This window comes from Ruegeria sp. YTSC199 (assembly GCF_059609725.1).
Window position 1 is genome coordinate 1 of sequence record NZ_JBXWMF010000013.1, and the last position, 20,038, is coordinate 20,038.

General features: G+C 59.7%; 20 protein-coding genes. 2 read left to right on the plus strand and 18 right to left on the minus strand.

Annotated features, from left to right (window positions below; all coding sequences use genetic code 11):
• Nucleotides 1-238: 238 nt before the first annotated feature.
• The 10 genes from AC2FEE_RS13470 to ybgC form a co-directional block, all read right to left on the minus strand.
• A complete protein-coding gene (locus tag AC2FEE_RS13470) occupies nt 239-814 on the minus strand; it encodes an MOSC domain-containing protein (RefSeq protein WP_496865843.1) in 576 nt (191 codons plus the stop codon).
• 101 nt (nt 815-915) lie between these two features.
• The gene (gene ftsH, locus AC2FEE_RS13475; protein ID WP_496865844.1) at nt 916-2,832 is read right to left on the minus strand and encodes an ATP-dependent zinc metalloprotease FtsH; all 1,917 of its coding nucleotides are present in this window, start codon (nt 2,830-2,832) and stop codon (nt 916-918) included.
• Between the two features lie 76 nt (nt 2,833-2,908).
• Nucleotides 2,909-4,162 carry a tRNA lysidine(34) synthetase TilS gene (tilS, locus tag AC2FEE_RS13480; protein WP_496865845.1) on the minus strand — a complete coding sequence of 418 codons (1,254 nt, stop codon included), beginning with the start codon at nt 4,160-4,162 and terminating at the stop codon, nt 2,909-2,911.
• Entirely contained in the window at nt 4,159-4,983 is an 825-nt protein-coding gene (gene ybgF / locus AC2FEE_RS13485) for a tol-pal system protein YbgF (RefSeq protein WP_496865846.1), read from the minus strand. Before ybgF ends, tilS begins: the two co-directional genes overlap by 4 nt.
• Nucleotides 4,984-4,987: 4 nt before the next feature.
• Complete coding sequence (pal, locus tag AC2FEE_RS13490) at nt 4,988-5,497, minus strand: peptidoglycan-associated lipoprotein Pal (protein WP_496865847.1); 510 nt, start codon at nt 5,495-5,497, stop codon at nt 4,988-4,990.
• A gap of 88 nt (nt 5,498-5,585) precedes the next feature.
• The gene (gene tolB / locus AC2FEE_RS13495; RefSeq protein ID WP_496865848.1) at nt 5,586-6,905 is read right to left on the minus strand and encodes a Tol-Pal system beta propeller repeat protein TolB; all 1,320 of its coding nucleotides are present in this window, start codon (nt 6,903-6,905) and stop codon (nt 5,586-5,588) included.
• On the minus strand, nt 6,902-7,999 hold the full coding sequence (gene tolA / locus AC2FEE_RS13500; protein WP_496865849.1) for a cell envelope integrity protein TolA: 1,098 nt from the start codon (nt 7,997-7,999) through the stop codon (nt 6,902-6,904). The genes tolB and tolA overlap by 4 nt, the downstream gene beginning before the upstream one ends.
• A 9-nt stretch (nt 8,000-8,008) precedes the next feature.
• A complete protein-coding gene (tolR, locus tag AC2FEE_RS13505) occupies nt 8,009-8,485 on the minus strand; it encodes a protein TolR (protein WP_496865850.1) in 477 nt (158 codons plus the stop codon).
• 1 nt (nt 8,486) lies between these two features.
• On the minus strand, nt 8,487-9,182 hold the full coding sequence (tolQ, locus tag AC2FEE_RS13510; protein ID WP_496865851.1) for a protein TolQ: 696 nt from the start codon (nt 9,180-9,182) through the stop codon (nt 8,487-8,489).
• Nucleotides 9,183-9,289: 107 nt separating this feature from the next.
• Entirely contained in the window at nt 9,290-9,697 is a 408-nt protein-coding gene (gene ybgC / locus AC2FEE_RS13515) for a tol-pal system-associated acyl-CoA thioesterase (protein ID WP_496865852.1), read from the minus strand.
• A gap of 198 nt (nt 9,698-9,895) precedes the next feature.
• Here ybgC and AC2FEE_RS13520 point away from each other — a divergent pair, with 198 nt between their 5' ends.
• The gene (locus tag AC2FEE_RS13520) at nt 9,896-11,602 is read left to right on the plus strand and encodes a SulP family inorganic anion transporter (protein ID WP_496865853.1); all 1,707 of its coding nucleotides are present in this window, start codon (nt 9,896-9,898) and stop codon (nt 11,600-11,602) included.
• Between the two features lie 2 nt (nt 11,603-11,604).
• On the opposite strand, the gene AC2FEE_RS13525 is transcribed toward AC2FEE_RS13520, so the two are convergent.
• The 4 genes from AC2FEE_RS13525 to ruvC form a co-directional block, all read right to left on the minus strand.
• Nucleotides 11,605-12,228: a hypothetical protein gene (locus tag AC2FEE_RS13525; RefSeq protein WP_496865854.1), complete on the minus strand. Its 624-nt coding sequence runs from the start codon at nt 12,226-12,228 to the stop codon at nt 11,605-11,607.
• A gap of 63 nt (nt 12,229-12,291) precedes the next feature.
• A complete protein-coding gene (gene ruvB / locus AC2FEE_RS13530; RefSeq protein ID WP_496865855.1) occupies nt 12,292-13,311 on the minus strand; it encodes a Holliday junction branch migration DNA helicase RuvB in 1,020 nt (339 codons plus the stop codon).
• A 4-nt stretch (nt 13,312-13,315) separates the two neighbouring features.
• Nucleotides 13,316-13,993, minus strand: coding sequence for a Holliday junction branch migration protein RuvA (gene ruvA / locus AC2FEE_RS13535; protein WP_496865856.1), 678 nt, complete (start codon nt 13,991-13,993; stop codon nt 13,316-13,318).
• Nucleotides 13,990-14,487: a crossover junction endodeoxyribonuclease RuvC gene (ruvC, locus tag AC2FEE_RS13540; protein ID WP_496865857.1), complete on the minus strand. Its 498-nt coding sequence runs from the start codon at nt 14,485-14,487 to the stop codon at nt 13,990-13,992. The genes ruvA and ruvC overlap by 4 nt, the downstream gene beginning before the upstream one ends.
• Before the next feature lie 335 nt (nt 14,488-14,822).
• Here ruvC and AC2FEE_RS13545 point away from each other — a divergent pair, with 335 nt between their 5' ends.
• A complete protein-coding gene (locus AC2FEE_RS13545; protein WP_496865858.1) occupies nt 14,823-15,035 on the plus strand; it encodes a DUF1127 domain-containing protein in 213 nt (70 codons plus the stop codon).
• A gap of 99 nt (nt 15,036-15,134) precedes the next feature.
• Here AC2FEE_RS13545 and AC2FEE_RS13550 read toward each other — a convergent pair whose 3' ends face one another.
• The 4 genes from AC2FEE_RS13550 to AC2FEE_RS13565 form a co-directional block, all read right to left on the minus strand.
• Nucleotides 15,135-15,479 (minus strand): hypothetical protein, encoded by a 345-nt coding sequence (locus tag AC2FEE_RS13550; RefSeq protein ID WP_480593626.1) that lies wholly within the window; start codon nt 15,477-15,479, stop codon nt 15,135-15,137.
• A gap of 97 nt (nt 15,480-15,576) precedes the next feature.
• Nucleotides 15,577-16,455 carry a 50S ribosomal protein L11 methyltransferase gene (locus AC2FEE_RS13555; protein WP_496865859.1) on the minus strand — a complete coding sequence of 293 codons (879 nt, stop codon included), beginning with the start codon at nt 16,453-16,455 and terminating at the stop codon, nt 15,577-15,579.
• Between the two features lie 66 nt (nt 16,456-16,521).
• Nucleotides 16,522-17,754: an MFS transporter gene (locus AC2FEE_RS13560; RefSeq protein ID WP_496865860.1), complete on the minus strand. Its 1,233-nt coding sequence runs from the start codon at nt 17,752-17,754 to the stop codon at nt 16,522-16,524.
• Between the two features lie 74 nt (nt 17,755-17,828).
• Nucleotides 17,829-20,024 (minus strand): primosomal protein N', encoded by a 2,196-nt coding sequence (locus tag AC2FEE_RS13565; protein WP_496865861.1) that lies wholly within the window; start codon nt 20,022-20,024, stop codon nt 17,829-17,831.
• Nucleotides 20,025-20,038 lie beyond the last annotated feature (14 nt).

Sequence of the window (20,038 nt, forward strand, 5' to 3'; positions counted from 1 at the left end):
TCTTGGCACCGATTTCCTGAATCGGCTTCTTGTTCGCTTCGCGGGCGATTTCGATGTCGGATTTGTAGCTCATTGGGCAGGGTCCCTGATTGAATGCCGTGCAAAACCGGCGCAATGCGTCGGCGCTGCGCAACCCATACCGTTGTGTACCAAACAGATGGCTATGGATTCCGACATAATTGTGCCGCGAAACGGCGTAGCGTCATTTCGCGGGCCTCTGATCGGAAACGAGTGACCCTTATGGTGCCCACCCCCTCTGATCCGGTACGAACAGGGTCATCTGGTCACCTAACTTCAATTCGCCCGGCCGTTCGACCCACGCGGTAACTCCGCGCCGCCCTTTTGCGGCCGGTTTGAATGCTGCCCCAAACCCGGGAAGATCCGTCTCGATCTCACGCCCGGGGAGGACACAGGGGCGGTTCTCCATATCAACGGTGATGGTGACGCCTGCTGCGACCTGCAACCGTGAAGAGGGTGGAATGTGGGTAAAGTCCGGGATACCGCGCAACACGATGCTGGCACCCAGAAAGGACGGATCCAGTTGGTCCAGCGCCATCTCATGCGCGGTCGCTTCGATCTCTTCCGCGGACAGCACCGACAGTTGCCGCACATTGCGGATTTCCGTGCCCTGCGGGTAGAGGTTTTTCACCCGCACACATGAGGCCCGGTTCTCGCCTTCATGCCGTGCGCCACGATCCCCGGCAAAACCGAGTTTCAGTGCATCGACAGCTTGTGCGCGGATCGAATCGCCTGCGGGGACATGGCCCAGCCAGATCACCTCGCCCTTGTATTCAGTCTCGCGCATCACTGGCATTTTCGCCCCTTTCCCAGACGGTTCTTTCGCCCGGCAGTAGACGGCAGTCGATCCTGTTTGGAAAGAAAAAAGACCCGGGACAAGGCCCGGGTCTGGTATGTTTATGCCGAGGGTTCCGGCTCCATCCCGCCATCTGGCGGAGTCTTCTTGACTTTGGTCTTCGGGATCGCCGTCACGCTCGGCGCGCTGCCCTCATCCGGCTTGTCGCCTTCGTCGTCGCCTTCGCCGGGAGATTCACCGTTCATGACCCGCTTGATCTCATCCCCGGTCAGGGTCTCATATTCCAACAGACCTTGGGCCAGACGCTCCCATTCTTCGTTCTTGTCGGTCAGAATTTGGTGGGCCCGTTCGTAACCCTGCTGGATCAGGCGCTTCACCTCTTCTTCGATCAGCTCTTTGGTATGCGCCGATACCGAGAACCCGGCGGTGTTGCCCGAATATCCCTCATGCGCCTCGGCATAATCGATATTGCCAACCTTGTCGGACATGCCCCAGCGCATCACCATGGCGCGCGCCAATTGGCTGGCCTGCATGATGTCTCCGGCAGGGCCGTTCGAGACGTGATCTTCACCGTATTTGATGACCTCAGCAGCCTTACCCGCCATCGTCATAGCAAGCTTCTGCTCGCACTCGTCGCGGTGATAGTTCAGCTGATCCATCTCGGGCAGGCTGACAACCATGCCAAGCGCGCCGCCACGGGGAATGATCGTTGCCTTATAGACCGGATCGCACAACGGCAGCGTCATGCCAACGACGGCATGGCCGGATTCGTGATATGCGGTCTTTTCCTTCTGATCCTGGGTCAGCACCATCGAACGACGCTCGGCCCCCATCATCACCTTGTCCTTGGCGTTCTCAAAGTCCTCCATGGTGACAAAGCGACGACCCACACGCGCGGCCATCAGAGCGGCCTCGTTCACGAGGTTGGCCAGATCAGCGCCCGAGAAGCCCGGCGTCCCCCGCGCGATAATGCGCAGATCGACATCGGGGCCCAGTGGGGTCTTGCGGGCATGCACGCCCAGGATCTTCTCACGGCCTTTTATGTCGGGGTTGCCGACGGTCACGTTTCGGTCAAACCGGCCCGGACGCAGCAGCGCGGGGTCCAGAACGTCCTTACGGTTAGTTGCCGCCAGAATGATCACACCTTCATTGGCCTCGAACCCGTCCATCTCGACCAGCAACTGGTTGAGGGTCTGTTCGCGTTCGTCATTCCCGCCGCCGTAACCGGCGCCACGATGGCGACCCACGGCGTCGATTTCGTCGATGAACACGATGCAGGGCGCGTTTTTCTTGGCTTGCTCGAACATGTCGCGGACACGGCTTGCGCCGACACCCACGAACATCTCAACAAAGTCCGAACCCGAGATGGTGAAGAACGGCACGCCTGCTTCGCCAGCAATCGCGCGGGCCAGCAGCGTCTTACCAGTACCAGGAGGACCAACCAGCAGCGCTCCTTTGGGAATCTTGCCCCCGAGGCGCGAGAATTTCTGCGGATTGCGCAGGAATTCCACGATCTCTTCCAGTTCTTCCTTGGCCTCATCAATGCCTGCGACGTCGTCAAAGGTCACGCGGCCATGCTTTTCGGTCAGCATCTTGGCCTTGGACTTGCCAAAGCCCATCGCGCCGCCTTTGCCGCCACCCTGCATTCGGTTCATGAAATAGATCCAGACACCAATCAGCAGCAGAAAGGGCAACAATGTGATCAGGAAGGACTGAAATCCGGATTGCTGCTGTTTCACCGCCTGAACAGGAATATTCTCCTTGATCAGCAGTTGGGTGACCTCGGCATCGCCGGGCTTGATGGTGACATAGGTCGCGCCGCTTTGGGTGGTATAGCGAATCTGCTCACCATCCAGCGTCACATTCTTGACTTCGCCGCCTTCAACCGCGGTGACGAAATCGGAATAGGTTTTTTCATTGCTCTGAAGCGTTCCGCCCTGACCGCTGAAGAAATTGAACAGTGCAAGGATCAGCAGAAACAGAACGACCCAGAAGGCGATGTTACGAGCGTTGCCCAAGGAAAATCTCCCAAAAGGTTTCGGCAGATGGGGACCTGCCGGGTTGTCCTATAAAATAGAGATGATTCAAGCATGTTCAATGCGATAAAAGCGAAGAATAAAACTCGGGCCTATACACGGCGAATTCAGCGGTCCAACCGTTTGAATAATCGACCAGAGGCGCCGCCAGCAGTGTTTCCCCGCTCCAGACAGCGGGCGAGGACAACAGCGCCCGGCGGGGTTTGCCCAAGGCGCGCCACTCGGGCACCTGCGGCAAACCTACCTCTCCCAGTGCGCGGACCTCGGTGCCCGGCGTTCGGGGTCCGGACAAGATCCAGCGGTTATCCCAGACCTCTTGCGGTGCGGCCGTTGCTGTCGCCACCGCGTTTAGCTCCCTGCAAAACCACGCTTTATCCTGATGCGAGATCAGCAGACATCCCGCGAGGGTCAGCGTTTGTCCTTCACCAACAGCGGCGATGGCCTGATCAACCGCTGCCTGACGCGGCGGATATCCCTGCCCCGCAATCCAGGCGATGATGCCGACGACAAGCCGCCTTTGGATTTCCGTTGGAAGCAGTCCGAAACCGTTGCAGTCGATACAGACATCTCCGCCATCGACTGTTGCAATTCTGCGCGCAGATTCCTGCGTATAGCGCGCCAACGCCTCACGCGCTTGTGCAAGATTTTCGGCGACCCGGGCCAAGGATTGAGCCGAAATCCCAAGTGCACCAAGCACCGTCAGCGCCTCGCGTGCTTTGATCCTGTCGAATTTCTGGTCGTGATTCGAGGGGTCTTCTATCCAACCCTCATCAAGCGCGGACAAGTAATCCCGCAGGCTTTGGCGTGTGATCCCCAGCATCGGACGCAGCAGCGTGACGCCGTTGTGATCCCGCGCGTACGGCATCCCTGAGAGTCCGCTGACCCCAGCCGCCCGGCCCAACCGCATCAGCACAGTCTCGGCCTGATCATCTGCGGTATGGCCCAGAGCGATTGCCGGGATGTCATTGCGCCGTGCCCAGTCGGTCAACAACCGGTATCGCGCCTGTCGCGCCTGATCCTGCAGATTTCCCGCTCCATCCCACCTCTGCCACAGCAGCGTTTCGTGAGGGATGCTCAGACGCGCGGCCAGTTTGGCAACTTGATCGGCCTCGGCGGCGGCTTCGGGGCGCAAACCGTGATTCACCGTTGCGGCAAACAACCGGATTGGTTCGGTTTGCCCGATTTCATTCATCAGGTGCAGTAAAGCAATCGAATCCCCACCGCCTGAAACGGCGACACCTAAACGCGGCGGCAACCGGTCAGGCAGCCGCGCGCGAAGTTCGGATCGAAGAGTATCGGCCTGATCGGTCAAGAACAGCCCAGCGACGCCATTTCCTGCGTGGCGGCGGATACGGTGGTCGAGGCCGGAAAGCGAACGCCAACCTCGGACAGGGTGATACAGGCCTGATCAGTTTGACCCAGACGGCCCAGTGCAGCCCCCAGTTCGAACAGGGCCTCGGGCGCGAATGCACCCTCGGAATCACCGGTAAAGCTGGCCAGAAACGCCCGCGCGGCCTCACGCGTGTCGCCCAGACCTTCCAATGCCTGCCCGAGTTTTAGATTGGCTTCGGGCGCAAGGGGGCTACCAGGATAAGATGTGTTGAACTGTGCGAACTGATCTGCGGCGGCTTGAAAATTGCCCTCGGCCAAAGCCTGCGCAGCTGCATCGAAATCTGCCTGTTCACCAACAGCAAGCTCTCCTTGCTCGGTGACAGCAGGGGCGACCGGCAAAGCAGGTGCCGCTGCGGTGATCTGCGCATCTCCGCCAAGGGTTGAGGTTTCACCCAACGTACTCAGATCGCCACCTTCCAGTTCAACCAGACGGAATTCAAGGTCACCGATCCGGTTGGTGCCATCGGTCACGATGTTCTGCACCCGCTGGTTCAGCTGTTCGGTCTGGCGCGTCAGGCGCTGAAGCTCGGCCTCAATGGCATCCACGCGTTCCAAAACGGAACTGCCGGACAGATTCGGGGCCGGAGAGCCTGTCGTTGAAAACTCACGCTTCAGGCGCTGAATTTCCACATGTAGAACCGTCAATTCCTGACGGATATCCGCCAGGGTCTGCTGATCCTGTGCCTGTGCCATTCCGGCGGTTGCAACAACCGCAGCCAGAACCCATCCTGCAACTCTCATCGTCTTACCCCAAGGTTGAACCGGTCAGCACTGTCACCGCGCGGCGGTTCTTGGAATAACAATCCTCGGTGCTGCAAATCTCGATCGGGCGTTCCTTGCCATAGCTGACGGTGGTCAGACGGTTGCCCGCCACTCCGCGCGAGATCAGGTATTCACGGGCAGCGTTGGCCCGGCGTGCGCCCAAGGCGAGGTTGTATTCGCGTGTGCCTTGCTCATCCGCATGGCCTTCGATTTTGGCCATATAATCCGGGTTCGCCATCAGCCAATCGGCCTGTCCTTGCAGGGTTTGTTGTGCCTGCGGCGTCAAAGTCGACTGATCCACCGCGAACAACACCCGGTCACCGATGGTTTGCTGGAAATAGGCCGGCGAACGCGGATCGCTGGGCGAACCCGGCGCGATTGCGCCATTTGCGCCATTGCCAATACCACCGCCCAATGCCGACGGGTCATTGTTAGTACAAGCGGCCACCACGCTTAGCGTGCCCAAGGCCAGGATTTTGCCCAATACGTTCATTTCAAGTGCCTCGTTGTTTTATCGGTTTATTGCCGTCTCTGTAGCACAGTGCAGGTTTTTTGTGAACTTTTCCAAGCCCCTGCCCCGATCAATTCTGCAATGGTCCCCAGGAAGGATCGCTGCCGCCATCCGGGGTGCGCACCGGGCGCAGGTTACGGCCCGAGATATCCACCGAATACAGCGACGCCCGGCCGCTGGCCCCCTGCGTTTCGCGGGTGAACATGATGACACGACCGTTGGGTGACCAAGTCGGACCTTCGTCAAGGAAAGAGGATGTCAACAGACGCTCTTCACTGCCATCGGTGCGCATGACGCCGATATGGAACCGGCCCTTGTTCTGCTTGGTAAAGGCGATCAGATCACCCCGCGGCGACCAGACCGGCGTGCCATAGCGGCCCTGCCCGAAACTGATACGGGTCGCCTCGCCGCCATTTGCAGGCATGATATACAGCTGCGGCGTCCCGGACCGGTCGCTTTCGAACACGATCTGAGAGCCATCCGGTGAATAGCTGGGAGCGGTTTCAATCGCTGGCGTGTTGGTCAGGCGCACGCTCTGGCCCGAGGCTATGTCCATCTTCCACAGATCGGTGTTGCCCCCCTGGATCAGCGAATACACGATTGAGCGACCATCCGGAGAGAACCGGGGTGAAAAGCTCATCGTGCCGTCCTGTGTTTTCAACTCGGTCCGGCGAACGCGGTCCACATCCAGCACGTAGATACGCGGCTGGCCGCTTTCATAGCTGGTATAAAGCAACCGATCGCCCGTGGGAGAAAAGCGCGGGGCCAGAACGATTGCCGCGCTGTCGGTCAGGTACTGCACATTCGCACCGTCGTAATCCATGATCGCCAACCGTTTCAGGCGCTGATTCTTGGGGCCGCTCTCTGATACAAACGCCACACGGCTGTCGAAATAACCGCCCTCGCCGGTGATCCGGTTATAGACCTGATCAGCCACCTTATGCGCCATGCGTCGCCAGCCATCGGTGGTGCCCGCAAATTGCAGACCATTGCCCAACTCCTGCCCCGAGAACACGTCCCACACCCGGAAGCGCACCGTCAGGCGGTTGCCCGAGACGTTCACAGCACCCGTCACCAGCGCCTCGGCATTGATGGCTTTCCAGTCGGCGAACTGGACCGGGGCCTCGAAACTGCTGACCCGACTGATGAAGGCTTCGGGCGAGATTTCGCGGAACAAGCCGGTGCCGGTCAGATCAGCAGCAACGACCCGAGAGATATCGTTGGCATATTGCGTCGCCGCTGGCCCGTCGGGCACAAAGTTCGGCACGGCGAAGGGTAACGGTTCAATGATCCCCTGATCCAGTTCCAAACGCAGTGGTCCGTCCTGGGCGTGTACCGGTGCTGCCATAATCATCAGGCCCAGCAACAGGCTGGTCAGAAGTCTCATCATTTGATCCGCATCCTCTCGGGATTGAATGTAATCTCAATATCCTTCCACTGAGCATATTTGTCAGCAGGTAAGTCATACCCTCTGGCCCCACAGCGCAATATTGCCCGCCGGGCAGCCTCATAGGCCTGTTTTGCAGACGTTGCAGTGCCCCCAGAGCTGTCGATCATACGCAGGCTGTTCCCCATGACCTTGCCGTCAGGTGTGAGTGAAAAGCCTACAACCACAACTGTTTGCAGTGCATCTGTGGACAAAGACCCCACGTTCCAACACTGCGACACGGCCAGACGCATGGCGTCTTTTTCACCGCTGGTCAACGGCGGGCCAGAGGGTTCGCTGCCCTGCCCCAACGCCTCGGCCAGGGCATCATCAATTGCGGTGTCGCTCTGCGCTGGCTCGGGCGGGGTCGGGTCCTGTTCCTCGGCAACTTCGGGCTGGGCCGGAGGTGCAGGCCGGTTTGGCCGCACCCGCGGCCGCGGAGAGGTGCGCGGGGCGTTGTCCTTGGTCTCTTCGGCCTCGGTTACGATTTCATCGGTCGCCTCTTCCGGGGCGGTCTGATCCTGCTGTTCCTCTTGGGTTTCGGCACCTTCATCCAGCGACACGGCGGGTGTTTCCACCTCATCCGGCTGCGCCTCGGGCGGCGGCGGCGCGATGGGTTCCGGGGCCACCTTGTCGGCTGGGCTCGGCTGCGCCTCGGGGCCCGGAGGCACCGGCAACACTTCAGTTACAGGTTCGGGCTGTTCCAGTGTCGGGGGTTCCTCGACCACTTCGGGTTCGGGCGGGGTTTCTACCGGATCGGGCACCAGTTCGGGCTCTGGTTCCGGGGGTGTCACAACCTCGGGAGGGGTCAGTTCCTCTTCCACCGGGGTCGGCGGGGTCAGTTCTTCCTCGGGGGTTTCGGGCTGTTGCAAGGCGGTCGGGGTCGGCACCTCGGGAACGTCACGCTGCGCGGTCATCGCTGCGAATTGCTCACCCGTGACCACCGACACCTCCTGCACCGCCATAGGCAGGGGTTCGGACCGGAACGTACCGCCGAAAAAGGCCCATCCAATCAAAACGACGTGGGCGATTGCCGAGATCTTGGTGCCGGTATCCACCGCGCGGCCTCACTCTCCACCTTCTTCCAGTGTCGGCCCGCCGGTGTCTGTCACCAGGCCCACATTGGAAAACCCACCTGCGTTCAGCGCGCCCATGACCTGCATCACTTGGGCATAAGGGATCGCTCCGTCGGCCCGCAGGAACACGCGGTCACTGCTGCGCTCGGACGCGATGGCGCTCAGCTTGCCAATCAGTTCCCCACGCACAACATCCGTGGTCTGAATCTGCACCCGGCCATCCGCAGTCAGCGTTACGGTCAGGGGTTCTTCGTTGTCACCGGGCAAGGCGCTGGCCGCCGTTTTCGGCAAATCGACCGGCACCCCGACGGTCAACAGCGGGGCCGCCACCATGAAGATGATCAACAACACCAGCATGACGTCCACAAATGGCGTTACGTTGATCTCGGCCATGGGTTGAGCGCGCCCGCGACGCCGCCCGCGTCTGCGCCCATTCCCGCCGCCGTTTTGCTGAACCGCCGCACCCATGTCAGCTGTCCAGCTGTCGCGACAGGATGGTGGCGAACTCGTCGGCAAAGGCTTCGTAGCCGTTCACGATCCGGTCGCTATCCGCGCTGAGCTTATTGTAGAAAATCACCGCCGGGATCGCGGCCAGCAGGCCCAGACCGGTAGCCAGCAGGGCCTCGGCAATACCGGGGGCCACAACGGCAAGGTTCGTATTTTGTTGTTCGGCAATCTCGATAAAGGCGTTCATGATGCCCCAGACGGTGCCGAACAGGCCGATAAAAGGCGCGGTGGAACCGACCGTGGCCAAGATGGGCAAGCCTTTTTGCAGCGTCTCGGCCTCTTTCGCGATTGCCACGTCCATCGAACGGTCGATCCGCGCCGTGGCCCCTGCAATTAGCCCGCCATCGGTGCGATGAGACCGCCGCCATTCGATCATGCCGGCGGCAAAGATTTTTTCAGAACTGCCATCGGGCTGGGTACCAATCTGTTCGAACAGCTCGTCCAGAGGGTTTCCGGACCAAAAATTCTCATCAAATCCCTGTGCCTCACGACGGGCCGCGCGGTAGTTGATCAGTTTCTGAATTATAATCGCCCATGACCAGATCGATGCGCCAACCAGCATCAGCATCACCAGTTTGACGATAAATGTCGCGCGGGCATACAGCCCCCACATGGAGAAATCGATCTCCTGCGCCAGCGCCAGCGTTTCAGCTTCCATGAACCTGCTCTTTTTTGCCTGATGGCCGTTGGTTTGGCCTTGTTTTGCCAAACGCTAACTCAGATGGTCCTGAAAAGCCAACAGAACCACCCCCACGCCGCAATTTGTTACAATAATGCGCGAATCTCTGCCGGAAGTCGCACCGGTTTGCCCTGCGCATTCATGCAAACTGCGGTGACCGTGGCGCGAAAAATCTCGGTATCGCCCCGCTTTATCAGCTGCCCCATAGTCAGTCGCACACCTGAGCGGGAGAGGAAGCGGGTTTCGATGGTCAGTTCATCCTCGAACTTAGCCGTTGCCAGATAGTCCGCCTCGATCCGCCGAATGACCCAGACAACGCCGCCGTCGCGCATGGCATTCTGGTCGTTGCCTAATCGACGCACATAGTCTGACCGGGCACGTTCGATGTATTTCAGATAGTTTGCGTGATAGACCACTCCGCCCATGTCGGTGTCTTCATAGTAAACTCGGACTTGGTAGATATGCGTGTCTTGCGCTTCGGTGCCTTCGGCCATGGTCACACATCCGGTCAATTTATCAGCTTTAATCGTCCGGCTCGGGGCGAGCCGCACCTTCAACAGATGCACGTGCATCAGCGGCCGTGCAATCCCCGCGAGACTACAAATTTCAGCTTACACGGTCCTCGGTATCGAAATCCCGCCCCATGCCGACTAACCTGCCAAAATTGGGATGTGAATGTAACAGGTGATTGAATGGCAGAACCCCACGAAAAAGAGGGCAGATTTCCGCTTCCCATCCTGCAGGGCATCCTGCCGCTCAACCACTCTGCCTTGCCGACCGAAGTTCTGGCCGGACTGACCTTCGCCTGCCTCGCGATCCCCGAGGTCATGGGCTACACCAAGATCGCGGGAACCCCTGTGGTAACGGGGTTGTATACGATCCTGATCCCGATGGCTCTGTTCGCACTGTTCGGGTCGTCTCGCCATCTTGTGGTAGGGGCGGATTCAGCCACCGCGGCGATCACAGCGTCGGCGCTGGCGGGCATGGCGGTCTCCGGATCGTCGGAATACCTCGCGCTGGCTTCGCTGTTGGCGTTGATGGCAGCGCTGCTGTTGATCGCAGCGCGGCTTGTCGGCCTTGGGTTTCTGGCGGATTTCCTGTCACGCACGGTACTGGTCGGTTTTTTGACAGGCGTGGGCATACAGGTGGCCACCGGCGAAATTCCCGGAATGCTGGGGATCGAAGGTACCGGCCACGGTACGATTGCCAAGCTCAGGGACGTCGCGCAACACTACGGCCGGACGCATTGGCCAACGGTTGCCGTATCCGTGGCCGTGCTGGCGGTTGTCCTTGGATGCAGACGGCTATCGTCCAAAGTTCCGGGGCCATTGTTCGCCATATTGGGCGTCATTCTGTGCAGTTGGACCTTTCAATTCAACGCATCCGGCATTGGCGTACTGGGCACGGTGCCCGGCGGCCTCCCCGCCTTGTCGATCCCGGATGTGGATTGGAGTTGGGCCCTGTTCAAGCAACTGACGCCCACCGCGCTGTCGATTTTTGTGGTGATACTGGCGCAAAGTGCGGCGACCTCGCGTGCCTATGCTGCACGATACGAAGACAAGTTCAGCGAGAACACCGATCTTGTCGGGCTGGGGCTGGCCAATCTGGGCGCAGCCTTCACCGGGACCTTCGTGGTAAATGGCAGCCCCACCAAAACCGAGATGGTGGCGAGCGCCGGAGGCCGCAGCCAGATCGCGCAACTGACGACGGTTGCGATTGTGCTGGTGGTGATCCTGTTTCTGACCGGCCCGCTTGCGTTCCTGCCGAACGCGGCACTGTCGGCTGTGGTGTTCCTGATTGGCCTCAAACTGATCGACATCAAAGGCCTTGCCGCCATATACCAACAGGCCCGGTCCGAGTTCTGGATCGCAATTGCCACCGCCGCCGTGGTGGTTCTGGTTGGCGTTGAGCAAGGGATCATCTTTGCGATGGTCCTGTCGCTGATCGACCACACGCGCCGCGGCTACCGCCCCAAGAATGCTGTGATCGTCAAAAGCGACGAAGGCGGCTGGCGGTCGAAACCCATCACCACACCTAACCAATTTGAACCGGGTCTTGTGATCTATCGCTTTTCCCACAGCCTGTACTACGCCAACACCCAGCGCCTTTCGGACGAGGTCGCGGCAATCGTGGATCAAAGCGACCCGCCGTTGCGCTGGTTCTGCATCGAAGCCTCTGCTGTGGATGATATCGACTTTACAGCAGGCTATACGCTGCGCAGCATCCACTACCTGCTGACATCCAGGGACATCCGGTTGGTTTTTTTGCTGGTCGAACCCAATGTCCGAAAGGAACTCGACCGCTACAGGATCACCGATCTGATCGGGGCGGACGCTTTCTTCGAGACGGGGAATGCCCTGATCGGAGCGTTTCATCAGGCGAACAAACCGCCCGCCTGACGCTATTGCAACGGTTTCATCCGGGCAAACAGCCGCAACGCATGAGACGCGTCCTGTGCCGCCCCCGGCAGAACCGGATCATAGGCCGCCCGGATCAGTTCGGCGATGTCGGGGCGCAGGACGGTTGCGCCACTGGCCACCGCCAGCGGCGATTGAGACCGAAACGCGGTATCCGACCAAAGCAAAACCGTCTGCACCACCTGACTGAGTGCCAGCGCCTCAGCCGGTACCTTTGAAAGCTCCTTGTCCATTCTCAGGAAAACGAAGGCTGCGCGGATTGCGCCGTCTTCTTCAAACCGAAAGATGCGGTACTGGTTGGCATCCGCAGCGACCAACCGATCCACCAGAGGCGCCAGATCTGGGATTAGTCGATCAAGATCGGGAACCTCCAGCAACTCCTGCCAGTCGCGGAAGAAAAAGACCATGCAATTGGCGCCAAGTTCCGCGTCGGTCTCGGCCATCTTGTGCCCGGCCAACGCCACAACGGCTTCGAAGGCGCCCTTGACGGTGGACAGAGTTTCGTCCTGAACACCAAAGACGATGGGCACGATAGGCCGCCCCCAACGCGCGAAAAGAAACTCACCACTTTCGCGGGTGAACAAAGCCTGGATGTCTTCAGGGGTCACGCCCAATCCTTCATCTTTTCGAAAATATTCTCGCCGAAGGCATAAAATCTCTGACGTCGGTCTTCAACCAAACAGATCGCTTTGCCCCCGTGGCGCGGCCATCCCCAGATGCGTCCAAGCCTTTTGCGCCAGCATCCGGCCACGCGGCGTGCGTTGGATCAGCCCCTGCTGCAACAGATAGGGCTCAATCACCTCTTCCAGCGAATCCCGGCTTTCCGACAGCGCAGCCGACAAGGTCTCAATCCCCACCGGTCCACCCGCATAGTTCTCGGCGATCAATTTCAAATACCGCCGGTCCGCTCCGTCCAAACCCAGAATGTCCACGCCCAACCGCGTCAAAGCCCCGTCGGCCAGTTCGCGGGTAATCCGACCATCGCCTTCTACAATGGCGAAATCGACGACCCTCCTCAGCAGCCGCCCTGCAATCCGTGGCGTCCCGCGCGAGCGGCGCGCAATCTCCCGTGCACCATCATGATCCGCAGGCGCACTCAGCTTGCGCGCGTTACGGGTGACGATCTCGTGCAGCTCATCGACTGTATAAAATTGCAGCCGTGTCGGAATGCCAAACCGATCGCGCAGCGGCGTGGTCAGCAGACCCATCCGTGTGGTCGCTCCGACCAGCGTGAAGGGTTGCAGCTCGATCCGAACCGTGCGTGCAGCAGGGCCTTCGCCGATCACCAGATCCAGCTCGAAATCCTCCATCGCCGGATACAGAACCTCTTCGACCGCAGGGTTCAGGCGATGAATCTCGTCGATGAACAGAACATCCCGCGATTCCAGGTTGGTCAGGATTGCCGCCAGATCACCCGCCTTCGCCAGCACGGGGCCCGAGGTCATGCGGAAATTCACCCCCAACTCACGCGCCATGATTTGCGCCAGCGTCGTCTTACCCAGACCCGGAGGACCATGGAACAGTGTATGGTCCATCGCCTCACCCCTTTGCCGGGCGGATTGGATGAACACGCGCAGATTCGCTCGCGCTTCGGCCTGGCCGATGAACTCATCCAGCCCTTGCGGGCGTAAGGCGCGGTCATTGTCCTCGGGCAGCGGGTCCGGGCGCAGGGTGGGATCGGCGTCTACCATTCAGTCACCCTTTCGGTGCAAGCAATTTCAGCGCCGCGCGGATCAGATCTGCCTCACCGGCATCCGGCAGACTGGCCGCCGCTTCGGCCACGGCAGAGGCGGCGTCAGATGGTCCATACCCCAAATTGGACAAGGCCGACAGTGCACCTGCCGAAGCTGCCGCAGACCCCGAAGTCGGCCTCGCTGCCCGATTGGGCGCCGGTGCAGGTTCCGCCGCTTCCAGAACCTCAAGGGCAGGTCCGTCCATCGCCTCGGTCACAGTTCCGCCCATGGCCATCACGCCCGGCGCCTTATCCTTGAGGTCCAGCACGATCCGCTGCGCCGTCTTCGGACCGACCCCCTTGGCCGCCTTCACCGCACCCCAGTCGCCCAAAGCAATCGCCCGGCTGACCCCGTCCGGCCCCAGCGCCGACAGAATGGCCAGTGAGACCTTGGCACCAACCCCCTGAACCGAGCACAACAGGCGATGCCATTCCTTCTCGACCAGCGACAGGAATCCATAAAGCTGCATCAAGTCTTCGCGCACAACCATGTCGGTGTAGATCGAGACTGCCTCACCCACACCCGGCAGCGCCGCCATGGTCTGGTCCGAGCAATACACGATGTAACCGACCCCGCGGACGTCGATCAGCACGTGATCAGCTGCCCGATAATCCAGCCGCCCTGTCAGTTTTCCAATCATGCCCGCACCTCTTTCATCCGCGCCCGGGGCGCTGTGCCGTAATACGAGTGACAGATGGCAATCGCCAGAGCATCCGCCGCATCCGCCCCTTTGGGCTGACAGCCCGGCAATTGCAGTTTGACCATGTGAAGGATCTGCTCTTTCTCGGCGTGACCAACACCCACGACCGTTTTCTTGACCCGGTTGGGTGCATATTCCCCCACGGGCAAACCCGCCTGTGCCAATGTCAACAGCGCCACGCCGCGCGCCTGACCCAGTTTCAGCGTTCCGGCCCCGTCCTTGTTGACGAAGGTTTGTTCAATGGCGGCCTGATTGGGCTGATATTCGGCGATAACCTCGACGATCTGATTGTGCAGCGACAACAACCGTTCACCCAAATCGTCCCCATCTGACTTGCACAAGCCGTTGGCCACATGGCTAAGGCGGCTGCCATGCGATTCGATGACGCCCCATCCCAGGGTCCTGAGCCCCGGATCAATGCCCAGAATTCGCATATTTCGCCTCAGCCTGCTCGGGTTTTTGTAATCTTTCTTTCGGATTAGCACGAAGCGTGAACATATTCCAAGCGAATTGACCCTGCGCCTGAAAACGACACACCTGTCTCAGGGGCGACAAAACGGCCTGTTTACGACCGCAGAAAGTCTGAATTCGACACGTTTTATGAACACCTAATGGCCTATAAATTAACGGTTTTTAAGGATTCAACACCCTTGCAAAAAACGCATAGGACACATGCAATTTCCGCACTTGTGCGGCCACATAGACAAGACTAAATGCCGCTCAGATCGGAAGATCAAAAGTTTAAACTCTAACCAGAAGGAAACAGGATATGGCTGCACTCGACACCACTCGCACCACCACTGGCTCATTCGGCCTCGTCGGCCGTATCGGCGTAACTTTCGCATCGGTCGTGAACGCCGTTGTTGAATGGAACGACGCCCGCGTAACACGCAACGTGCTGAGCGGTCTGACGGATCGTGAACTGGAAGATATCGGTATGTGCCGCGGTGATATTGACTTCGTCGCAGAAGGTCGTCGCTAAGAGACGAGCACCACTCACTCGCCCCATTCTCCTCTGGGGCACAAAAAAGAACGCCGCGCATTTCACGATGCGTGGCGTTTCTCGTCAAAGCTGATCGGTTTAGTGAAGGAAACCGCTGATCTGGGCCGCAAGAAACTCGGATACCGGATCAATCTGCATCACCCATGCACCAGCCTGTTCAACAGATGTTCCCTGCGCCAGGCTGTCGACACGAAACTGATAGGCCGAAGCGCCCAAGCTTGCCAGCAGAAAGACCTTGAACGCAAATAGGCCCAGAAGGCACCCAAAAAGCGCCTTTACCGGAACCGCGGACTTAACCCGCTGCGGTTTCATGACCACAAGGCCATCCTTTCGCATCGTCGCGCGATAGCCTCGGCTCAGCTTGGCGTGTTTTTTGTTCAAGCGATGAACACGCTGATCGAATTCTAGTTGTTTTCCCGTCATGGCAGCCTCCAAAAACCGCCCCCGTAACCACGTCATGACGGTAATTACAGATTGCGACAAAAAAGAGGCAAAAATCTATTGAAGTTCCGGAAATGGCCTAATTTCGGCCCTTATTGCGCATAATTAGCGTCGTCCATTCACCAATTTCGTCACTTCTGACCAGATTGAACCCGTTTTGCGAATAAATCGAGTTCACATCATCGGCCTGTTCATTGAGGATTCCCGACAGGATCGCATATCCCTCACCCCGCAGATTCGCTGCGATTTCGGGGGACAAGGCCACCAGCGGGCCTTTGAGAATATTGGCAAAAATCAGATCGTACGGGGCATGAGACTGCAGGTCAGGGTGGTCGAAACCGGCGGCTTCAACGCAATTCACCTGCCCGGACATGCCGTTGGCCTTCAGGTTCGCCTCGGCCACATCCACCGCAACCTGATCGATGTCGCTGGCGATGATGTTGCCGTTCCAGACCCGCGCGGCCGCCATCGCTAAAACCGCGGTGCCGCAGCCGATATCGGCCACTTTGGTCGCCGCAAACCCGTCATCCAGCAGATAATCCAGCGCTTTGAGGCAACCCAGCGTGGTACCGTGATGGCCAGTGCCAAAGGCCATCGCGGCCTCGATCAGCAGCGGGATGCGCCCCTCGGGCAGTTTGTCTGCGTCATGGCTGCCGTAAACAAAAAACCGGCCAGCTTCGACCGGAGCCAGTTCGCGACGCACATGGGCAACCCAGTCGGTTTCAGGCAGTTCCGAGACGACAAAGGGCTTTGCCTCGAACACGACCGCCAGAACGGCCAGTGCAGTTTCGTCCGGAGTTTCGGTGAAATAGCCGCCAACTTCCCACAGGCCCGAGCCATCCTCGACCTCGAACACGCCGACGCCGGTGGGTTCCGGGGCCAGACGCTCCATCGCTTCGCCCAGACCTTCGGCGGCTTTCTTGCCGGTCAGTGTGGTAAGCGCGGTAAATGTGGGCATGGGGGCCTCCTGTCTCAGTCGAGACAGCGCCTAGGGCGTGGGCCCGGTAAGGTCAAGCATTTGCGCCTATTCGGCCGGAGCCGGAGCGTATTTCGACAGAATGGTCTCATTACCGGGCTCGGGGTGGCGCGGGATCAGAAATGACAGGGCCAGCGATACCATCGCCATCGCAGCGGCCAACCCAAAGACCGCACCAGGCGACACCACCCAGAGCAGGCCCAGCAGTGCGGGCAGGAAGACGGCCGCGATGTGGTTGATAGTAAAGGCCACCGCCGCTGTCGGTGCGATATCGGCCGGGTCAGCGATCTTCTGGAAATAGGTCTTCAACGCCAGTGCCAGAGCAAAGAGAACATGGTCGATCACATAAAGGATTGCCGCCAGCAGAACGCCCCAGCCGAACCAGTAGATACCGCCATAAGCTGCGAAGACAATTGCCAGACCCGTGTATTCAAAAATCAGTGTGCGGCGTTCACCGAACATCGACACCGCTTTGCCCAACATTGGGGCCGCCGCCATGTTGATCACCAGGTTGATAAGGTAGAGACTGGTCAGCTCGTGCACTTCAAAACCAAATTTCTCGACCATCATGAAGCCCGCAAAAACGACGAAAATCTGCCGCCGCGCACCAGCCATGAATTGCAGCGCGTAGTACAGCCAGTACCGTTTGCGCAGGATCAGCTTCTTGGTCTGTGGCGTGGGCGCGTTGAATTGCGGATAGGCCACCAGACAGAACAGCGCCAGCAATGCCGTCACCCCACCTGCGGCCATGAACACGAAGTTGTAGGACAAATCGAACCGGTCCCATGTCAGCACAATCAGGCCATAAACAACCGCCGTCGCCGCCGAGCCCATTGCCACCAGCCACCCCAAAACTTGTGGCGCGCGATCTTTAGGCAGCCATTGCAACTGCAGTGACTGGTTCACCGTTTCGTAGTAGTGGAAGCCGATCGAGCTGAACAAGGTCACGAACAATAGTCCGCCCAGGCTAGGGAACCACGCCGTCACCGCCGTCGCCACGCCCAGCATCATGAGCGAGATCATTGCCAGCACCTGCTCGCGCACGAAGATGATCACGGCGATCACGCCGATGGCCAGAAAGCCCGGAATCTCGCGCACCGTGTGCAACAGCCCGATATCGGCGCCGTCGAAACTAGCGACTTCAATAACGAAGTTGTTCAGCAGGGCGCTCCACGCGTTGAAGGCAATGGGCATGGTCAGCGCCATCACGAACAAGAGCGTAATGGGACGGCGCCAGAACGGCAGGCTTTGCGCCTCGGACAACGGCATGGGTTTCAGCATGGGACTCCCTCTACGCCCATTTTCTTGATTTGGCGAGATGGTGGGCGCACATCGACTCTGCATGGATGCAGAGGTCAGTAAAAACTTTGCGGGTCGATATCGATGGTCAGGCGGATATCACCTTTAAGGCGCAATGGCGCGATCCAGCGGGCGATGGCGTCCTGAATGGGGGCACCCTTGGGAGCCTTGACCAACAGGCGCACGCGGTGACGCCCCCGAATACGCGCAATCGGCGCCGGGGCCGGGCCGAAAACCTGTGCGCCAATATCGCGCAGACGTGCGTCGTTGCGGGCCATGGCGTTGCCAATATCAAAAACCGGCCCGACCTCTGGGCCCGACAGCACGATCCCGGCCATGCGCCCATAAGGTGGCACTCCGGCGGCCTGCCGTCCGGCGGCCTCGGCTTTCCAGAACCCCTCTTCATCGCCTGACAGAATGGCCCGGATCACCGGATGTTCCGGCTGAAATGTCTGCAGCAACGCTTGCCCCGGTTTGTCCGCCCGTCCCGCGCGGCCCGCGACCTGCCGCATAAGTTGGAACGTCCGCTCGGCGGCGCGCAGATCGGCACCATGCAGGCTGAGGTCGGCATCAATCACGCCAACCAGAGTCAGTTTGGGAAAGTTATGCCCCTTGGCGACCAGTTGCGTGCCGATGACGATATCCGCATCACCCTCGGCAATTTCCTCTATCTTGGCTTTTAGCGCACGCGCTGAACCAAACAAATCGGAGCTGAGCATCGCGATCTTGGCTTCGGGAAAAGTAGCCTCGGCCTCTTCCGCCAGCCGTTCAATGCCCGGCCCGACCGGGGCCAGCTTGCCCTCAACTCCGCAAGACGGACAGGCTTCAGGCATTGGCTTGGTCTCGCCGCATTGGTGGCACATCAGGCGCTTCAGGAACCGGTGCTCAACCATCCGCGCATCGCAATGATCGCAAGCAATCTGCTCGCCACACGCCCGGCACAGCGTCACCGGCGCATATCCCCGGCGGTTGATGAACAGCAGCGATTGCTCGCCGCGTTCGATCCGCTGTCGCACCGCTTGCCGCAGAGACGGAGAAATCCACGTCCCCGGCTGCATCTGCTCGGCGCGCATGTCGATGGGCTTCATCTCGGGCAGCACCGCCGCGCCAAAGCGCGAGGTCAGGTCGAGCCTCTCGTACTTACCCGCCTCGGCATTGGCCCAGCTTTCCAGCGAGGGCGTCGCACTTGCCAGGATCACCCGCGCGCCGCAGATTGCCGATCGCAGCACCGCCATGTCGCGGGCACTGTAATGCACACCGTCTTCCTGTTTGTAAGAGGTGTCGTGTTCTTCATCGACCACCACCAACCCCAGATTGCGAAACGGCAGAAACAGCGCCGACCGTGCACCAATCACCATTTGCGCATCCCCTTGCCCGACCATCCGCCAGACCCGGCGGCGTTCGGTCATTGTGGCACCCGAATGCCACTCAGCCGGGCGCGCACCAAACCGCGCCTCGACCCGCGTCAGGAATTCCGCCGTCAAAGCGATCTCTGGCAGCAGTACCAGCGCCTGACGCCCCATGCGTAGCGCCTCAGCCACCGCTTCCAGGTACACTTCGGTTTTGCCCGAACCCGTCACGCCCTTAAGCAGCGTCGTTCCATAATCCCCGGATCGCTGACCTTGCTGCAGTTTCGCAACCGCCGCAGCTTGATCTTCAGTCAGCGTCTTGCCCGGCAAATCCGGATCCAGATGCGGATAGGGCAAGTCTCTTGGACTGTCTTCTTCCCGAACTGCGCCTTGCCTGACCAACCCTTTAACGACCGAAGAGGTCACGCCCGCCTGCTCGGCCAGTTCCTTCAAAGTGAACGCCAGCCCACCATAATCGCGCAGCACCTCAAGCACGCGGGTGCGCGCGTCGGTCATCCGGTCAGGTTCACCACTTCCCAGTCGGTAAATCTTGCGCATCGACGGCGGATCACCCAACCCCGGCGCACGCGTCGCCAGCCGCAACATCGCGGGCATCGGCGTCAGCGTGTAGTCGGCAACCTTACCCAAAAACAGCCGCATTTCTTCGCGCATTGGCGCGACCTCAAGCACGCGAATTATCGACCGAGCCTTGCTCAGATCAAAGCCACCCTGCCCCGGCCCCCAAACCACGCCCAGCACCTTGCGCGGTCCCAAAGGCACTTCGACATACGCCCCCAAAAAGCACCCACCCTCGGGCGCTTTATAATCCAACGTCCGGTCCAGCGGTTGCGTTGTCAGCACCGCAACCAGCTCTCCTTGGTCGAAAAATCCGTTAGCGCTCACGGCATATCCTTCGC